The sequence below is a fragment of the Pseudanabaena sp. lw0831 genome (assembly GCF_016584665.1).
Taxonomy (GTDB): domain Bacteria; phylum Cyanobacteriota; class Cyanobacteriia; order Pseudanabaenales; family Pseudanabaenaceae; genus Pseudanabaena.
Genome location: NZ_BBJB01000006.1, coordinates 1 through 16,256, shown reverse-complemented (window position 1 = coordinate 16,256; position 16,256 = coordinate 1). Strand labels below are relative to the sequence as shown.

Below are 16,256 nucleotides of genomic sequence, written 5' to 3'. Positions count from 1 at the left end.
TTCTATGCCTCTCTCCGATTACCGTTAACTAATTCGTTATCCACAAAAGTCTTAATTGTATAGTCGGCGGTTAATTCCGTTTCACCACCTGCGGGAACGTTGATTTGCCAACGATAGCCACCTTTAATCACAGCATTGCGCTCTTGCTGTTCGTATTTCTCCCATGCTGGGGCAACCTGTGTAACAGTCACATCTACTTTTACATCAGCTTGTGGCACAGGAATACGTTCGCGTACTTCAATTCTGGCATCTCGCCCTAGTCGATTTGCGATCGCAATATGAATACTGTGACGCAATTCGTTAAAGGCGACCAGACTCATACCCGATCGCACTTCTTTAAAGGAGGTATTTCGCGCCACTTTAATCGATTGCTCTACGCCTAAGCCTAGTTCCATTTGTCCTTTGGGTGGCACGGTGTTAATGCGAGTTGAGAGAATATATTCACCATCAACATAGACATCCGTAGAGCCTGCTAATAATGGCGATCGCAGCGGGTTGCGAAGTTGCGCTATCCGAAAAACATTGGTGTCTTCACGGGGGACGACGATATAACGCAGATCGATCTCCGCATTTTCTTCGAGTAATGCAACTGAATGAAACTGTCCATCGGATGGAATATCCACTCTTCCAGTCCCAAGATAAGCAAAGTCAAAAGAGCCTACCATCTGCCGCACATTGATCGCACCCGCAGGTAAATGGGTATTCTGACAAGCAGCTAGACTTAATGCCTGTTGCAACACTAAGGACAAATCGAAATTAACTGTCATTTGAGATCGCTTCAGGGATTCCAAATAAATTGTCTGCACATCAGGCAAACTAAGTTTGCCGCGTTGTGAGGTATTACTAGGATCAGCCAATCGCATCAGTCCATAGTTCGTAATCTCTTGAACAGGATCGAAGATAGATTCTCGCATTACTGCCCCTGGACGATCGAGAAGCGTAGACCTTTGTGCAGGAGCCATAGCCTTACTCATAGCTGGTTGCGGCGATCGTGCTTCACTCATCATAACTCTTGCCCCCATTCTTTCTAGAGCCTGTGATGATGCACTTCTACTAGCGTTAGATTGCATCATAGATTTAAGTTCTGCCAACTCTGCATCAATTTCTAATGACATACCACCAAAATATTGGCTCTGTTCGTCAAACGAGGTGGTTTCACTTGCTAACTCAACCGAGTTGACTCCACGACCCAGCAGATTTTGACTAAGATCGGCAAAGGTATCTATTTTTAAATTTTCAAGCTTCTGGTTCAGAATCGATTGGGTTACTGATGATAATGGCTCTAGTGCTAGAATTTGAAAACTTTGCGAAACTGAAGTAGTACTAATGGCGCTATAGGCGATCTGTCTCTGAAGATCATAATCTTCAAACAGAATCTCTGCTCCTTTGGGTGGGTTTCGCCAAGCCTTTTTGGACGCAAATGCTTGCGATCGCCCTAACCTCAGAGACGGTAACTCTGGTAACTCACACCAACCAGTCGGCGTAGCAGTCGAAAGCTCTATCTGCACACCCGACCAATCCTCACCAGTACGCTGACAAATCAAAGCCCGCAAGGCGATCGCCGCCGTATTAGTGGCACTATTCAGCCGACAGACATAAGTGGGTGTCCATTTTGCACCCTGCACAAAATATTCCACAATCAGTTGCAGATTGTCAGGTATGGCTAAAGATGAGGCAATGCGATCGCTAATTTGCAAACGAGCGACAATGGTTTTGCGTAACTCATTTTCTTTGGCAACATTCGCATTTGAAGCAAGGATTTGCTGTTGTTGCAGATCGCGCAGGTTTTCTATGGCTTTTCGCAATTGCATATCAAGTTCGCGCTTTTCTTTAATGCGTAGTTGCTTCTGCTCATCCTTGAAATTTGCTAAAGCTACTCTTGCTCCTGTTGGTGAGGTTGGTGGGGCTTTGCCCTCTTCTCCTATAGGGCGATCGGGAACATTCAACACATTCAAAGCCGACATTTCTAGAGCAATTACACCTTGGAGATCATTTAAGCGATCGACCTCAGCTTTTGCTGACCGTATTAATTCATCTAAATCTGATATCGGAACTTCCACAGGTGAGGGGACACTCAAACCAACCCGCACATCTGTAACAATTACATTCTCATCTGCCCCAGTTTCGCCATTGTCCACCCGCACCCTGACACTCGCATCATCCAGAGCCAGCGGTAATCCCACGATCTCGACTTCGACATTTTCAGTATTTTCATTTTGCCATGCGATCGCTGACAAATTTGCCAAACGCCTCACAGTGGAGCCTTCGGAGTAAACTTTAACTTTTTCGATTTTGGAGGCAAGCTGAGCGATCGACATAAATTTATGCTTTATACAAATCTTGTCTTGTTTTCTTGAATTTATTATATACCCCTAAAAATAATTTCAATTGCCAATTTAGTTGTCATTTATGGAGAATCATAGAGATAATGGTCATGGTTGATTGATCCATCATGGGGAAGTTTGTCCCATTCTTCGGTGGGAACTTGGGCTTGAATTTCTTTGACGCGATTTAATAGGTCGAGAATTCCGTTTGTTTTTGTTTCAGTTGCTTGATTATTAACTTTGGCTTGCTCACGTTGTTTGAGAAATAGGCAGAAGTCAAGGATTTCTTCAACTAATGAGTCGGGGGCTTGTTCAAGTTCTTTGCTAAGTTGTTCTCTAACTGTCATTTGGGTATCCTCTTAGTGTAATTTTAAATGTCATATTAAGTTTCTAATTCAGTTTACCGAAATAAACTTTTAGTTTTTTAGATTGCGCTAATCATCTTACTTATTTTCTCTTCTAATTTATGCGCTATGCCAAAAAGTATATAGAGTTTGCCGTGAAATGAATTAGAGGCTTTTTCGCAGTGACCTTTCTTTAGATCTCCATTTCCGCAAAGTAATCTTGTAATAGCTTATGGATAAAGCGATAGCGTCCTCCCACGCGCTGGAGAAAAAGTAATTCAGTGCAGTAGTTAAGGAAACGAGCGTAATTCCATGGAATAGTCCCATTGTGGTAAAGGATGAGTCGTAAAGAAAGATGTTGTAGACAAGCTTTCCCAAAAATCAGCCCAAAAATCAGCCCAAAAATCAGCCCAAAAATCAGCACCCACTTCATCCCACTCAAAACTATCTGAAAGGAATCATCGGAATCCAGAAAAGAAGACATCAGCACACTGAACAGCACACTAATCAGCACACTAATCAGCACACTAATCAGTGTAATAAGAAGTGCATTGCGTGCTGTTTTGCGTATCCCTTGATTTGGACTAGTCTTAACATCCAGTTCCGAAGAAATCAGCCCAATATTGACCCCCAGAATCAGCCCCAGAATCAACCCAATACTTAGCCCAATAATCAGCACCACCTGCATGTTGAACTCACGCCCCTGAGTCAGCCCAATACTTAGCCCCAGAATCAGCCCCAGAATCAGCCCCAGAATCAGCCCAAAAATCACTTTTTTAAAAGACAATTTGATTGTCTCCACTAAGTTAATTTTACTGCTGCTGAGACCCAAAATCAGACCAAAAATCAGCCCCTCAGTCAGCCACCCAATCGGCCACCCAATCAGCCCAATAGTTAGCCCAATAGTTAGCCCAATACTTAGCCTATACATTCCTTGCTGTTTACCGAATAACCACACAGATGGTTGCATCCTTTCGATCAGAAACTCTGTCTGTGACTCTCTTTGCATTTGCAGGGATAGAACTCTCAACCATTTCTGTGTTTGTCTATCTGACGGGACTTTGCTTTCCCTATAAGCCCTACTGTTAAATCTCCTCTCGAACATTGTTGTAATGTAAGCATCCAGTAACAGATTTATTCGTTGCTTTGTCGAATTTAATGCCTGCCATTGCTGCAAAGAAAGTTTTGCATAGGACAAAATTGTTATGCTCAATAGCAACGGAGTTCTGACTAATTCCAGTAACTCTGTATCTTGTTGTAGTAACTGCCATAGTTCTGTCCGATTCACCCCTAATAAATACTCTTGAATTTGCTCCTCTGTCAGCGATTGCAGCAAAATCGCACCATTGAGATTTAATCGTGTCTGATAGTTGGCATACTCCTCTTGACGGCTGCACACCACTACAGATGGCGGACGCAAATCTCCTTGTAACCAGAGATTTATTGCAGCTACACAAGATTCCTGATGCTCTATTTTGACTTCATCTAAACCATCTAACATTGGTAAAATTAGTTTCTCTTGCAGCCATTGCCCAGCAAGAGCTTTACCTGCCCCATACTTTGATTTAAGTTCCTCTACCAACCAGTCAGGCATTAACTGACGCGGATCTGTCCAACTCGACAGGTTAAAAAGTACTGGGATTGGTCGAACTGAATCTTGCTCCGCTTGGGCAACGAGCGCTTTAGCGAGGTCTAGCATCGTTGTTGTCTTACCAGAACCTGGAGCGCCCAAAATTAGCAACCGTCCAGCAATTTCTGTTTGCTCAAATGTCTCTATAATGCTTGTCTTTGGCGGGATAGGTTGTGGAGGCTTTGCTCCAATCTTAATTTCTGTATCCCACAAGTGTTTTACTTGTTCTGGATGAGATTCCTTGTCCAAAGTCACGAATACATGGTTGTGTAGCGACTGCGCGAGTCTGGAGTCAACTTCTTGTTCTATTGCTTGTAAGAGTAATAGCTCGTTGCGCGAACGAATAGGCTGGTTCTGAACTATTACATTTCCCTGAACCTGTTCGATATTGAATTGATCTCGCCCACGGTTGTCATATTGCCGAGACATGGTTAAGACCCGCCAATTTTCGGATTACCTTGGATATTTTCGATGTTGATCTGATCGCGCCCGTAGTTGTTATATTCCCTAATTGAATTGTTTTGATTTTGGATATTGATAATTTGTTGAGCAATTTGCCTTACTTCCGTCGCAAAAGCCTCATCTTCATCCAACTCAAGGTCTAGATATTTTTTAACTTTGTCTAGTGCCGTTGAATCACCATTTTGTTCCACCTCAGCTAAGGCTTTTTCGGCACGTTCATTGCCTTGAAATTTGGCTTTAATTTTGTCGCGCAGATTTTTTACTAAGTCGATCGCACCACCAACAGATTTCTTAGCCAATTCCCCAGCCCCAGACTTCGCAAACTCCTGAAAAGCAATTTTGACAATTTCCGCCGCAGCGATCGCAGTTATCGGTTCCATAAAATCACCCTTGATTACAATTGCTGATCAGATTGTACATCGTCAGATGATTATTAACTTTACTATAGATTGAAGATGCAGATGATTGTAATGGCGATCGCTATGCCAACATATGATTGAATGGCAATGATTTACAACAGTGTTAGCGTAAGTGGCGATTTATAACTTTCGGAATAAAGCGACCGAAGACATAAACTATGGTCGTGTAACAAAAAACAGCTTAAAACTTTTGCCAAAAACATTACATCAAAAGGCTCAAATTAAGCTTGCTCGAATTTCTGCGGCAACCTCACTCGAAGACTTACGCGAACTCCGTGGAAATCGCCTAGAAACCTTGCAGGGAGATAGAGAAGGACAATACAGTATTCGTATCAACGATCAATATCGCATTTGCTTCCGATGGCTACAAGAGAATGCTTATGATGTAGAGATCATTGACTATCATGATTGATAGCCATAAATTATTTGTTAAACCATTAGACTTGTAACATAACCAATCATGCAGCAACTACACCTAACGCCTATTCACCCTGGAAAAGTTTTACAGGATGAGCTAGAAGAAATTAATATCTCCTCTGAAGCCTTAGCTAACCATATAGAAATACCATCCAGCATCATTCACGATATTTGTGATGGAAAGAAAGATATTAACGCACTACTAGCCATGAAGTTGTCTCGTGCATTGGGAGCCAGTCCCCAATTTTGGTTAAATCTTCAAAATAATTGGGAGATTAGCCAGATTAAAGAATCCGAATATCAAAACATCCAATCAATCGCCGCTTAATAGCAATCGCCCTCTTTATGCACCATCAACTGATTGATGAAATCATGAACTAATTGCGCGATCGCATGATAGAAGCATATAGCGATCGGTCAATAGTGATAATTAAAAATCAAATCCAGTAAGCTTCTTGGATTCTCAAAATGGCAACGCCATTTTGAGAATTGGGATTACGTTAATTAGCGATCGCCTCGCATTAACAACAACTGCACAAGTTGAAGTGCGGCATAAATTGCAGTTGCTACATATGTCCATGCAGCAGCGTTAAGTACATTGCGAGCGCCGATATTTTCGTCACCTTGGAGAATACCTAGCTCATCAATTAGCTTTAAAGCTCGGCTAGAAGCATCAAACTCCACAGGTAAAGTCACAATGTGAAATAGGATCGCGCTAGCAAATAAGGCAATACCAATATTGATGAAAACTACACTCAGACTGCCGAGGGATGTCAGGAACAGCCCAGCCATCACCATCAAGGGGCCAAAGTTAGCGCCGATATTTGCTACTGGCACAAGGGATGCACGGATATTCATAAATTGATAACCGCGTACATCTTGCAAAACGTGACCACATTCATGGGCTGCGATCGCGGCAGCAGCTAGTGATGATGATCCATACACTGATTCCGATAAGCGCACTGCCTTCGCAGAAGGATCGTAATGATCGGTCAGTTCTCCTGCTACTTGCTCTACAGTCACATCATGAATACCCATGCGTTGCAGGATGGTCTTAGCAACCTGTGCGCCTGTCATTCCAAGGCTCGATCGCATATCTGCATATTTTTCGTAAGTTGCTTTGACTCTCTGCTGCGCCCAAAACATCAAGATCATCCCTGGGATGAGGATCAAATAGGATGGGTGAAAAAACATTTACTTTTCTCCTTCAGACATTTCTATGTATGATTATGCCCTTGTTGCTATAGTCTCTGGCGGTAGTGAAAACACTACTGAATTGGAAATTGCTGTAAGTTTCAACCAACTAAATTTGCCATGAAAAAATTACATCTGAGTTTCCTCAGTTTGCCTATATTCTGGTTTGCAGGACAAGCAATGCAAGCGATCGCCGCCCCCCAGCCTTGCCAAGAAGGTAATATAGCTCCTACAAATCTAATGACGAAAGCATCAAATCATTTCACCGTCACCGCTCTTGAACAGAAGCCTCTGCTTGGTCATTTGGGGCAACCCCTCGGTAAAATCATCACGATCGCAGGTGTCGTTCGACAAGGAGAATTGGGTGCAAAAGCTAGCCCAAGAGAGGTGTTAAGCGTCGAAGTTGTAAACGATCGCCCTCTCGCTCAGCCAGTAACCATCGAATTTAATTTATTTGTGACGGCTCAAGTTGCCAAACCTGTTTTAGGGCGATCGTTTAAATATGTAGGCTACGAAACTGGAGGATTTACGGGAGTTCCTCAAGAAGCATTCAAGTTCGTACCCGCCGTAGCGACGACTGGTCATCGCTTTAATACTTATTTTCAAGTGCTGCAAGAAGAGTTAGATGTTGTTAAAACAAAATCTGATTTGGCTCAGTTTGACAATCGCCGTGTTCAAGTGATCGGGCGCTATGTGTCGCACAGTAGACCAGCCCCTGCAATCACGTCCAGCCTAGACTTTAAAGGAACCTATACAACGGCGAATATTGTGCTAGAAGATGGAACGGAAATTCCAATTTACCCAACTTACCTTAAGCAGTCGTTGCGATCGCCCGAAGAAGTCAAAACCTATGATGGGAAAATCGTTAAAGTAGTGGGTCAGATTAATCTTGATCGCGAACAAAAGCTAAATCCCAATCAACAAACCACTCTGACAACATTTGATGGAATCTGGCAATATACTCCCTTCCCACCGAAAGAATAGGTGTTGTAAAGTGAATAATTAGTGTTGCGCGGCTTTGCCGCGCAACACTAATTATTCATTGAGAAAGAAGTAGTTATAGTCAGAATTAGGTGATTTACAAGCTATTACTAATCAGAACAAAAGCCGACCAAAAATAAGGATGATTATAATTCACAGCGCCTTCTTTAATATTGCGCTTAATCATGCTTAACTGAGCTTCCCGTAAAGCTATAGATGTATCACTATTTGCCTTTCGCAAATTGTTATAAAAAGCAGACATCAGTATTTGTGTACCACCATCAGAAACCTTCCACAGTGAAGCAATCGATGCTTTTGCACCTGCCCGATGGACTTGATAGCCAAAGCCTAAAATCTCTGTACCAGTTCCTAAACTACCTAATCCTGTCTGGCAAGCACTCAAAACTACGAGATGTGTATCTTTCAGCTTTAAATCATTGACTTCTGCTAATGTGAGCTTACTGCCATCACCAAATAACAGATAGGATTCAAAAGGACTACCATTTTTAAATTCGGCATGGGTTGCCAAATGGACGATCGTATTACCTGCTGCTTTATCCCGCATCGTCTGACTCGTAAAATTCTGTTCGATATATTTACTAGCCCTAGGAAAAGTTGATGCAATGTTCTCAACTTCTGTAATAGATGATGGCAGTCCACTTAAACCAAATTTACTCTCTCCAGCTTTGCCGCCAAATGCTCCCGCTAAGATGGTTAAGTCATTCAGTGATTGGCGATCGCGATCCAGCAAACTGTAGGAAATTAGATTATTGATGCGATATCGTTCCACTAACCATTGCTTGCCATCGTAGAGTGTAGCGAGGGGTATATAGCGCAATAATCCATCAGGAGCATAGAGAATAGTCGTAGCATTGGCTTGCTTAAGATCGGATTCAATCGGTTTAATGAGCAGATCGTATAGCTTCTTCGCCGAAGTCTTGATGTCGTCGGAGCTAGGATCTTGCAAGTCAGTACGAAAATCTGCGATCAGCTCTTCTAGTTGAGGTTTAGCGATCGCCACAGTCCGCGCAGTGGGCATAGAATTAGCCGCAAAAACGACGATTTCTAGACGATCTAGCAACACTAATGGATAGATGAGAACCACCCCTTGCGGTAGCTTTTGTAAGTATTCGGGAGCCTTATTAATTTCCGATGGAGCGAGCTGCTGGATCTTTTGGGTTAGCTCGCGGTTCAGCAAGGGAATTCCCTCAAAGCTTACCGTTGATAACTGGCGACTCATTTTTGACTCAGGCTCTAAAATTCGCATTCCTTGTGCCGTGCGATCGTTCCCTTTGACATTTTGGAGATAATCTTCCAGTTCTTGGATTTTTAATAAATCGATGATTTGCAGAGCTTCCATTACTCGTCCTTGCTTGAGCAATAAATCCGCAAGGCTACGATATGTACCTGCCACCGTTCCCAAAAAAGAACGCTGTTCGTCTTTACTCAGTCCGCGAATATCTTGGCGAATCGATTCTTGAATGTTGACCGATTGTTTGTAATAAAGGATTGCAAGTTCGGGGCGTTCTAAATCCCCAAGTAAAACCCCCAAATTATTCAGCGCTCTTCCTTCGCTATTACGATCTTTAAGTTGACGGGCGATTGCTAAATCTTGCTGGTAAAAGACGAATGCTTTTTCATATTTTCTTAACCGATTATAGGCAATGCCCAGACCAGCAGAAGCTTTCCCCTCAGTGGCAATATCTTTAATGTTACGGGCTATGGTTAATTGCTGCTGAAGAAAAGCGATCGCCTGCTCGTATTGTCCTAGCTGCCGATAGTCGTTGCCGATATTGCCGAGGGTTCGACCTTCCCCATTGCGATCCTTAAGCGCGCGAAATATTTCTAAGCCTTGTTTGTATAAAACAATTGCTTGCGAATACTTCTCCAAGTTGCTATAAGCAGTACCCAAATTATTCAGCGCCCTCGCCTGTCCGCTAAGATCTTGCAATTCGCGGGCGATCGCTAAATCCTGTTGATAGAATGCGATCGCTTTTTCATATTGCCCCAATTCGCGATAAGCAATACCAAGTCCGCCTAGCGCTCTTCCTTCGCCAGCACGATCTCTAATCTCGCGGGTAATTGCCAATTGTTGCTGATGGAAGGCGATCGCTTTGGCATATTGCCCCAATTCACGATAAGCAATACCAAGATTTCCGAGGGCATTGCCTTCATTTTTACGGTCATTGAGTTGGCGCAGGATTTCTACAGCAGGTTGATAAACAGCGATCGCTTGTTCGTACTGCCCTAATTGAATATAATTCAGTCCTAAACTATCAAGGGCATAGGCTTCAGCCTGACGATCGTTTAATTCACGCGAGATCGTCAAGCGTTGTTGAAATAAAGGGACTGCCTTCGCAAATTGTCCGAGACTGTAGTAAGCAATGCCAAGATTATTCAATACCTTGCTTTCGCCAGCGCGGTCTTTGATTTCTTGATAAATCTGTAAAGCGCTTTGCCATGATTGCAAGGCTTCCTCATACTCCCCCCCACGATATTGCCGAAGTCCTTGGTTGAGTAATTGAACCGCTTTAGTCTTGCGATCGCTCTGCTCTTGCGCCACCAGGCGATCGCATATCAATACTTGCAGAGGCAAGCTCGACAAAATAGTGATTAAGGCGATCGCACTCAACTTTCTATGCATAGCATTGATCCTAATAAACCAAAAAGCACCACCCGAAGGCAGTGCTTTTTAAGATTGAATTATCTAAGAAATACGCAATAGCTCGACATCAAACATCAATGTCGCATTAGGAGGAATGACTCCGCCTGCTCCACGAGCGCCATAACCGAGATCGGGAGGAATAATCAAGGTGTAGCGATCGCCAACGCGCATAATCGATAAACCTTCATCCCAGCCCTTGATCACTTGACCAACGCCAAGCTTGAACGAAAAAGGACTATTGCGATCGCGAGAACTATCGAACTTAGTTCCATCTTCGAGCGTACCCGTGTAATGCACGATTACGGTATCGCCCTTCTTAGGAGTTGCACCTGTACCCGCAGTGATCACTTTATATTTGAGACCAGTGCCAGTTTCTTTGATTTCAGAATCACTCATACTAATTAAAGGTGCTGCTGCTATTTTTACTTCTGTTTGATTTGGTACACCTGTAGATGGCGCACCAGTGCTAGCAACTGCTGGCTGTCCGCCTGTAATTTGAGCAACTACAATGACTAGAACAGCAACTGCCATAATGCCAAAGCTAATCAAAATTCCTTTCAAGGTTACATTCTCCAATCAATTACGTGATGACTTAGCTTTTGGAATCTTACAGCGATTTGCTACCAAAAATAAAGGGTTCGCTTAGCGAACCCTTTATTAAGACATATGCCAGGAACGAGATTTGAACTCGTGACACGTGGATTTTCAGTCCACTGCTCTACCAACTGAGCTATCCCGGCGCTGTGCGTTTTTTAGCGCTTTACTAAGATAACACCGAAAGGGAATTTCGATCAATAGAATTTTTTTAATTTTCTAGAGCTTTGTAATGAGGTACTTATCGCTGTCGCCATTCTTTTTAGGACATAAAACCCAAAAGATGACAGGCGACACTAAATGCCGTCCATCATCTTTTGGGTTTTATGTCCAGCGCAAAGCGCTGTAATTCTCAAGGCGACAGCGATATTATGAGCCAGTGACTAGCCAAACCACCGATCGCAAACCATCGCGCAGAGATTTAGCAGGATCTTCAGATTTGATGCTAGAAGGAATCGATATGGGGTGCATCTCAATGCCGCGACTACCTAAAATAATTTTGCCAATCACAAGAGCGCGGGGCATGTGAAACTCCGAAGTCAGTACATACACATCCGTAATTTTGCGTTTCTGAAGCTCTGTCACCATTACCGTAAAATTAGTGACCGTATCGACGGCACGATAATCTAAGTGAATGCGATCGCGTTTTACCCCAGCCTGCTCAAACACATATTCAGCATATTCCTCTGGGCTACCTGATGATACAAAAATCGGGAGCTGTGGATGTTGTAAAGCAAACTGAGCAGCAAATTTTTCGCGGGTGGGAGAGCCACCCAACACTAAAATAGCCTGTGGCTCTCTAGGTGCAGGACTGGAGATGATTGGTGGTAAGCATGGCACTCCAAAAATCATGCATCCAGAGCCAATTAACCCAGTTAAAGCTGTCATAGAACTTCTGCTAGGGAATTGGTTAATCATCATTATTAATGCGTTGCGAATCAGCAAAATATTATCTGCTTGATGGAACAATATGCAACATAAAAGTGCTAGAAAATGCCATGTTTAGCTATTGGCTGTTAGCTAACAGCTAAAAATCTAATTCGCGTCGGCCCTCGATCGCTTTAGCAAGTGTTACCTCATCTGCATATTCTAAATCACCACCCATCGGAATGCCAAAGGCAATTCGCGTAACTTTTGTAAAAGGTCTCAATAATCCGCCCACATATAACGTGGTAGTTTCACCCTCGACACTGGGCGCGATCGCCATAATCACCTCAGAGACCTTGTTACTACTGACCCGCCGCACTAAGCTTTGGATATTCAGTTGATCGGGGCTAATCCCATCCATGGGCGAAATTAGTCCCCCAAGAACGTGATATTTCCCACGATATTCGCGAGTTCTTTCAAGGGCAATCAGATCGCGGGAGTCAGCAACTACGCAAATCACGGAATTATCGCGGCTAGAATGGGCGCAAATTTCACAAATTGGTTCTGCCGAAAGATGTCCGCATATAGTGCAACTACCAACCTGCTGCTTTGCCTGAATTAATGCGTGAGCAAGAGCTTCAACCTCTTCTGTTGGGCGTTTGAGAATATGAAGCGATAGGCGTTGAGCAGTTTTTGCCCCAACACCTGGCAAGCGCTGCAATTGTTCGATGAGATTGGCTAGGGGTCGAGTATACAAAACAGCGAAGGCATGAAGTAACGTTAACAATTTTAACGTTACTTCATGCCTTCGTGCGGTTAATTACTAATCAATAGGGGCAGCTCTTCGCGCTGCCCCTATTGATTGTTTTTTGCGAAGCGAGATTGTATATCATAGGCTTCTCTTTCCATGAGATTATTTTCGTACTTTTGCTTGGCTCGTTTATATTCCACAAAATATTGATAGCCAAATTGGTCTAGCCCCCCATTTTGAAAGCATTGACGGACATGTACCATTTCATGAGCTAAAACTGATAATTGTTTGGCATCTTCGGACTTGTAATCATCTCGGAGATAAATACGATCGCAATAGGTTTGGGCGATCGTCTCGACTTGGCCAAAATGGACGGCGACATTGCCAAGTATCCAACGATCCATCATTTGGGCGTTGTAAATGATCTGCACGCGATCAATATAGTTAAGAAAATATCGCCTTAAATAACGCTTCTGAACATTTTCTAAAGGTACGCCTTCGCCATTTTTAGAACGCATTGTTCTCGCCGCCGCTTGATAGGCGATCGAGCCTGCCTGTCCCCAAGCCTCATCAGCTAGGCTTGATTTTGTTTCAGAGTCCGCAAAAAACCTTACATCTGACATGCCTATGGTTGCGACTAACGCTAGGGTCATCAAAATTAAAAAGACTATTCTCCGAATGCTATTCATATGCTTTACAGAGCTTTTAGGGATGCGTCAGTTTTTAGTGGCGCGGCTCCGCCGCGCCACTAAAAACTGTTTCTTTATCTTTATCTTAATATTAGTCTTCTTGAGAGTTTTGATTTAATTCGTTAGAGACAATCACAATAGTGATATTGTCTCGACCGCCGCGTAACTTGGCTGACTCGATCAGTGTTTGAGCTGCTTGCTGACAGTTGCGAATGCCCTTGAGATGGTGTGCAATTCGATCATCACTGAGTTCTTCAGTCAAACCATCACTACAGATCAAGAAGCGATCGCCTTGTTGCCATTCGATTTCACGAGCCGCTGTTGATTTAACATCTTCGCGTCCAAGACATTGCAACAACATATGTCGCCAAGGATGGCTTTTAGCTTCTTCAGGATTGACGACTCCTGTTTGAATCGCTCTAGCAATCCATGTATGGTCTTCACTGATTTGATCAAGCTTTGCACCGCGTAATCGATATAACCGCGAATCACCAATATGAGAGTACCAAGGCTGATCATCGCGAAAGAGTAATACGACAATAGTTGTGCCCATATCCGACCGCACAGGATTAGCAGCTTGATCGTTAATAATTGCTTGATTAGCCTTACTAATAGCGTCTTGCATCAATTTTTGGGTGTCTGTTTCAACATCCCAAAATGCTTCTAAACATGCGCGAATGGAATCGACAGCAATCTGACTTGCTACCTCGCCGCCTGCATGTCCTCCCATTCCATCAGCAACTACAAAAAATCGTCCCTCAGGGTCGATATGGTATGAATCTTGGTTGGCTGATCTGACGCAGCCAGTATCGGTTGCTCCCGCAAATAGACGCTTCATGTTATGTGGTTCGGCTCGACGTATTGAATTGACCAGTTTTGCTACAGCAATCTTTAGTTTACCCCTCACAGGCAAAAAACTAAAATATTGATTATCGTTCAGCAATTCCCGTTATAAAAATCGGTTTTGATGAAAGTCCGCCTTCGGCGGACTTTCATCAAAACCGATTTTGGGTTTTACAGCGCCTTAGGCGCTGTAAAACCCAAAATCGGTTTCATTTAATGATAATTGCTGACTATCGTTCGGGACGATCAATTTTTGACAGCAATCGTAATAAAACTAAGACAAAAAGCCCTGCCACGATCGCAGCTATCACGGCAGGAATCTGCAAACTATTAATAAATAAAAGTGTGGCGCATAATAAACAAGTTGCACCCAATAGCGCATAAATTCCGCCGATACCGACATTACTTAAGCGTCGTAATAGGCGATCGGTTTCTTGAGATTTGACTCTGACCCGAATATCGCCGCGATCTAGTTTGGCGAGAGTATCATCAATGCGACGAGGCAATGCGATCGCAGTGTTACTAACTTGTGCAGCTTGTCTACCTAGCTCACCAAAGAAAGCGGTGGACAAATTTCCTGATTCTTTAGAACTACCATTTTCCATAAGATTTGTTGCGTAAGGTTTCGCGACTTCCATAAAGTTAAAGTTGGGATCGAGTCCTTTACCTAAACCTTCGAGCGTGGAAATTGCTCTTAGAACAAAGGTAAATGTAGCGGGGAATCGAAATGGTTGGTCATAAGCAATATCGTACAAATCATCACTGATCGCCGCTACCGATTGTTTTTCTAAGGGTTGCCCCATGAAATTGTCGAGCATATATTGCACCGATCGCCTAATTGGACCAGTATCACCTGTAACTTCTAAAGCGCCTAGCTCGATTAGTGAATTAATCACTGCTTCCGCGTCTTTTTGGGCGATCCCAAAGAAAGTCTTTAATAGTTTTTCACGGGTAATCGATTGGATCTGCCCCATCATCCCGAAATCATAGAAAATTAATTCGCCATTACCAGTCACCGCTAAGTTTCCAGGGTGGGGATCGGCGTGAAAAAATCCATGATTTAGTAACTGTTCTAGATATGATTCGGCTCCAATTCTAGCGATCGCTTTGCGATCGATGCCAGCAGCTTCCAGTGCCTCATAATTGCTAACCTTGATTCCCGGCATATACTCCAGCGTCAGCACCCGCCGTGAGGCGTAACGCCAATACACACGAGGAACCATGATGCGGCGATCGCTACGGAAGTTACGTCGAAAGGTATCCGCATTTTTCCCTTCGTTTAAGTAATCTGCTTCTTCGTAAAGAATTTTGCTGCATTCTTCATAAATGCCAACCCAATCGCGTCCCCGTCCATGCTTAGGATGATTTTGGAAGTACTGCGCGATTCGCTTAAGAATCCCTAAATCGATCGCAAATAATTTTAATAAACCCGGTCTCTGTACCTTAACAACGATTTCTTCACCAGTATGCAATTGTGCCTTATGCACTTGTCCGAGACTCGCTGCTGCAAGGGGGATGGGATCGAAGTAACCAAACATTTCGGCGATCGGCTTACCTAAATCTGACTCAATGATTTGTTGTGCTTTAGTTGCCGTGAAGGCGGGAACTTTATCTTGTAATTTTGATAGCTCCTCTACGGACTCGGCAGGCAAAATGTCAGCGCGGGTAGATAGAAGTTGACCGACTTTAATAAAAGTTGGTCCCAGTTGCAGCATTGACTCGCGTAGCCAAATGGCTCTTTTGCGAGTACGCTTTTTGGCTTTGGCTTCATTCTTGCCGCCGACATAGCTCCATTTTTTGCCATCGATCCAAACCATCCACGAAAATGTCAGGACTGTTCGCCAAATGTCGATGCTACGGGCAAGTTCAGAGTAGTTGTCACGACTCCAGCGATAATTTGGTTCAGACGATAAAGCTGGCACGGTTCACTAACTTTGGTAGGACTATCAAAAATCTGTAACAAACCTTCACATCTTAGCCTAAATCTTTACATTTTAATGCAACTGCTGTCTAGCCACAGCAATTCTCATTTTAAAAATCGGTTTTATAGCAATAAAAGGTTTACTTAGGAAATAA

General features: G+C 43.4%; 15 protein-coding genes and 1 tRNA gene. 3 read left to right on the top strand and 13 right to left on the bottom strand.

Going from position 1 to position 16,256, the window contains the following annotated elements:
* Positions 1–2: 2 nt before the first annotated feature.
* The 4 genes from APA_RS01445 to APA_RS01430 all read right to left on the bottom strand — a co-directional run bounded on the left by APA_RS01445 (position 3) and on the right by APA_RS01430 (position 5,140).
* Positions 3–2,318: a DUF4139 domain-containing protein gene (locus APA_RS01445; RefSeq protein ID WP_201320546.1), complete on the bottom strand. Its 2,316-nt coding sequence runs from the start codon at positions 2,316–2,318 to the stop codon at positions 3–5.
* Between the two features lie 89 nt (positions 2,319–2,407).
* Positions 2,408–2,671 carry a hypothetical protein gene (locus tag APA_RS01440; protein ID WP_201320545.1) on the bottom strand — a complete coding sequence of 88 codons (264 nt, stop codon included), beginning with the start codon at positions 2,669–2,671 and terminating at the stop codon, positions 2,408–2,410.
* Between the two features lie 190 nt (positions 2,672–2,861).
* On the bottom strand, positions 2,862–4,727 hold the full coding sequence (locus APA_RS01435) for an NACHT domain-containing NTPase (RefSeq protein ID WP_201320544.1): 1,866 nt from the start codon (positions 4,725–4,727) through the stop codon (positions 2,862–2,864).
* Between the two features lie 2 nt (positions 4,728–4,729).
* Positions 4,730–5,140: a hypothetical protein gene (locus APA_RS01430; RefSeq protein WP_201320543.1), complete on the bottom strand. Its 411-nt coding sequence runs from the start codon at positions 5,138–5,140 to the stop codon at positions 4,730–4,732.
* A 229-nt stretch (positions 5,141–5,369) separates the two neighbouring features.
* On the opposite strand from APA_RS01430, the gene APA_RS01425 reads away from it, so the two are divergent.
* Together APA_RS01425 and APA_RS01420 are read left to right on the top strand one after the other, a co-directional pair.
* Positions 5,370–5,591, top strand: coding sequence for a type II toxin-antitoxin system RelE/ParE family toxin (locus APA_RS01425; RefSeq protein WP_236579360.1), 222 nt, complete (start codon positions 5,370–5,372; stop codon positions 5,589–5,591).
* Between the two features lie 48 nt (positions 5,592–5,639).
* Positions 5,640–5,924: a HigA family addiction module antitoxin gene (locus APA_RS01420; protein WP_201320542.1), complete on the top strand. Its 285-nt coding sequence runs from the start codon at positions 5,640–5,642 to the stop codon at positions 5,922–5,924.
* Between the two features lie 176 nt (positions 5,925–6,100).
* Here the strand turns inward: APA_RS01420 and APA_RS01415 are convergent, their stop codons facing one another.
* Positions 6,101–6,790 (bottom strand): zinc metallopeptidase, encoded by a 690-nt coding sequence (locus tag APA_RS01415; protein ID WP_201320541.1) that lies wholly within the window; start codon positions 6,788–6,790, stop codon positions 6,101–6,103.
* Between the two features lie 120 nt (positions 6,791–6,910).
* On the opposite strand from APA_RS01415, the gene APA_RS01410 reads away from it, so the two are divergent.
* The gene (locus APA_RS01410) at positions 6,911–7,774 is read left to right on the top strand and encodes a hypothetical protein (protein ID WP_201320540.1); all 864 of its coding nucleotides are present in this window, start codon (positions 6,911–6,913) and stop codon (positions 7,772–7,774) included.
* Between the two features lie 94 nt (positions 7,775–7,868).
* Here APA_RS01410 and APA_RS01405 read toward each other — a convergent pair whose 3' ends face one another.
* The 8 genes from APA_RS01405 to APA_RS01370 all read right to left on the bottom strand — a co-directional run bounded on the left by APA_RS01405 (position 7,869) and on the right by APA_RS01370 (position 16,102).
* Entirely contained in the window at positions 7,869–10,415 is a 2,547-nt protein-coding gene (locus APA_RS01405; protein ID WP_201320539.1) for a CHAT domain-containing protein, read from the bottom strand.
* Positions 10,416–10,478: 63 nt separating this feature from the next.
* Positions 10,479–10,997 carry an FKBP-type peptidyl-prolyl cis-trans isomerase gene (locus APA_RS01400; protein ID WP_103670284.1) on the bottom strand — a complete coding sequence of 173 codons (519 nt, stop codon included), beginning with the start codon at positions 10,995–10,997 and terminating at the stop codon, positions 10,479–10,481.
* Between the two features lie 106 nt (positions 10,998–11,103).
* Positions 11,104–11,176: transfer RNA gene (locus APA_RS01395), tRNA-Phe, on the bottom strand.
* Positions 11,177–11,399: 223 nt separating this feature from the next.
* Entirely contained in the window at positions 11,400–11,918 is a 519-nt protein-coding gene (locus tag APA_RS01390) for a YdcF family protein (protein WP_201320538.1), read from the bottom strand.
* Positions 11,919–12,057: 139 nt separating this feature from the next.
* Positions 12,058–12,654, bottom strand: a complete 597-nt coding sequence (gene recR, locus APA_RS01385; protein WP_201320537.1) for a recombination mediator RecR — start codon at positions 12,652–12,654, stop codon at positions 12,058–12,060.
* Positions 12,655–12,752: 98 nt separating this feature from the next.
* Complete coding sequence (locus APA_RS01380) at positions 12,753–13,337, bottom strand: DUF4157 domain-containing protein (protein ID WP_201320536.1); 585 nt, start codon at positions 13,335–13,337, stop codon at positions 12,753–12,755.
* A gap of 91 nt (positions 13,338–13,428) precedes the next feature.
* On the bottom strand, positions 13,429–14,175 hold the full coding sequence (locus APA_RS01375; protein WP_201320606.1) for a Stp1/IreP family PP2C-type Ser/Thr phosphatase: 747 nt from the start codon (positions 14,173–14,175) through the stop codon (positions 13,429–13,431).
* Positions 14,176–14,410: 235 nt separating this feature from the next.
* On the bottom strand, positions 14,411–16,102 hold the full coding sequence (locus APA_RS01370; RefSeq protein ID WP_201320535.1) for an AarF/ABC1/UbiB kinase family protein: 1,692 nt from the start codon (positions 16,100–16,102) through the stop codon (positions 14,411–14,413).
* Between the last annotated feature and the right edge of the window lie 154 nt (positions 16,103–16,256).

What these genes read in the sequence shown, in the direction of transcription:
- APA_RS01430 (WP_201320543.1), bottom strand. Translation starts at nt 5,140, where the DNA reads ATGGAACCGATAACTGCGATCGCTGCGGCGGAAATTGTCAAAATTGCT.
- APA_RS01415 (WP_201320541.1), bottom strand. Translation starts at nt 6,790, where the DNA reads ATGTTTTTTCACCCATCCTATTTGATCCTCATCCCAGGGATGATCTTG.
- APA_RS01440 (WP_201320545.1), bottom strand. Translation starts at nt 2,671, where the DNA reads ATGACAGTTAGAGAACAACTTAGCAAAGAACTTGAACAAGCCCCCGAC.
- APA_RS01375 (WP_201320606.1), bottom strand. Translation starts at nt 14,175, where the DNA reads ATGAAGCGTCTATTTGCGGGAGCAACCGATACTGGCTGCGTCAGATCA.
- APA_RS01435 (WP_201320544.1), bottom strand. Translation starts at nt 4,727, where the DNA reads ATGTCTCGGCAATATGACAACCGTGGGCGAGATCAATTCAATATCGAA.
- APA_RS01390 (WP_201320538.1), bottom strand. Translation starts at nt 11,918, where the DNA reads ATGACAGCTTTAACTGGGTTAATTGGCTCTGGATGCATGATTTTTGGA.
- APA_RS01445 (WP_201320546.1), bottom strand. Translation starts at nt 2,318, where the DNA reads ATGTCGATCGCTCAGCTTGCCTCCAAAATCGAAAAAGTTAAAGTTTAC.
- APA_RS01420 (WP_201320542.1), top strand. Translation starts at nt 5,640, where the DNA reads ATGCAGCAACTACACCTAACGCCTATTCACCCTGGAAAAGTTTTACAG.
- APA_RS01380 (WP_201320536.1), bottom strand. Translation starts at nt 13,337, where the DNA reads ATGAATAGCATTCGGAGAATAGTCTTTTTAATTTTGATGACCCTAGCG.
- APA_RS01410 (WP_201320540.1), top strand. Translation starts at nt 6,911, where the DNA reads ATGAAAAAATTACATCTGAGTTTCCTCAGTTTGCCTATATTCTGGTTT.
- APA_RS01405 (WP_201320539.1), bottom strand. Translation starts at nt 10,415, where the DNA reads ATGCATAGAAAGTTGAGTGCGATCGCCTTAATCACTATTTTGTCGAGC.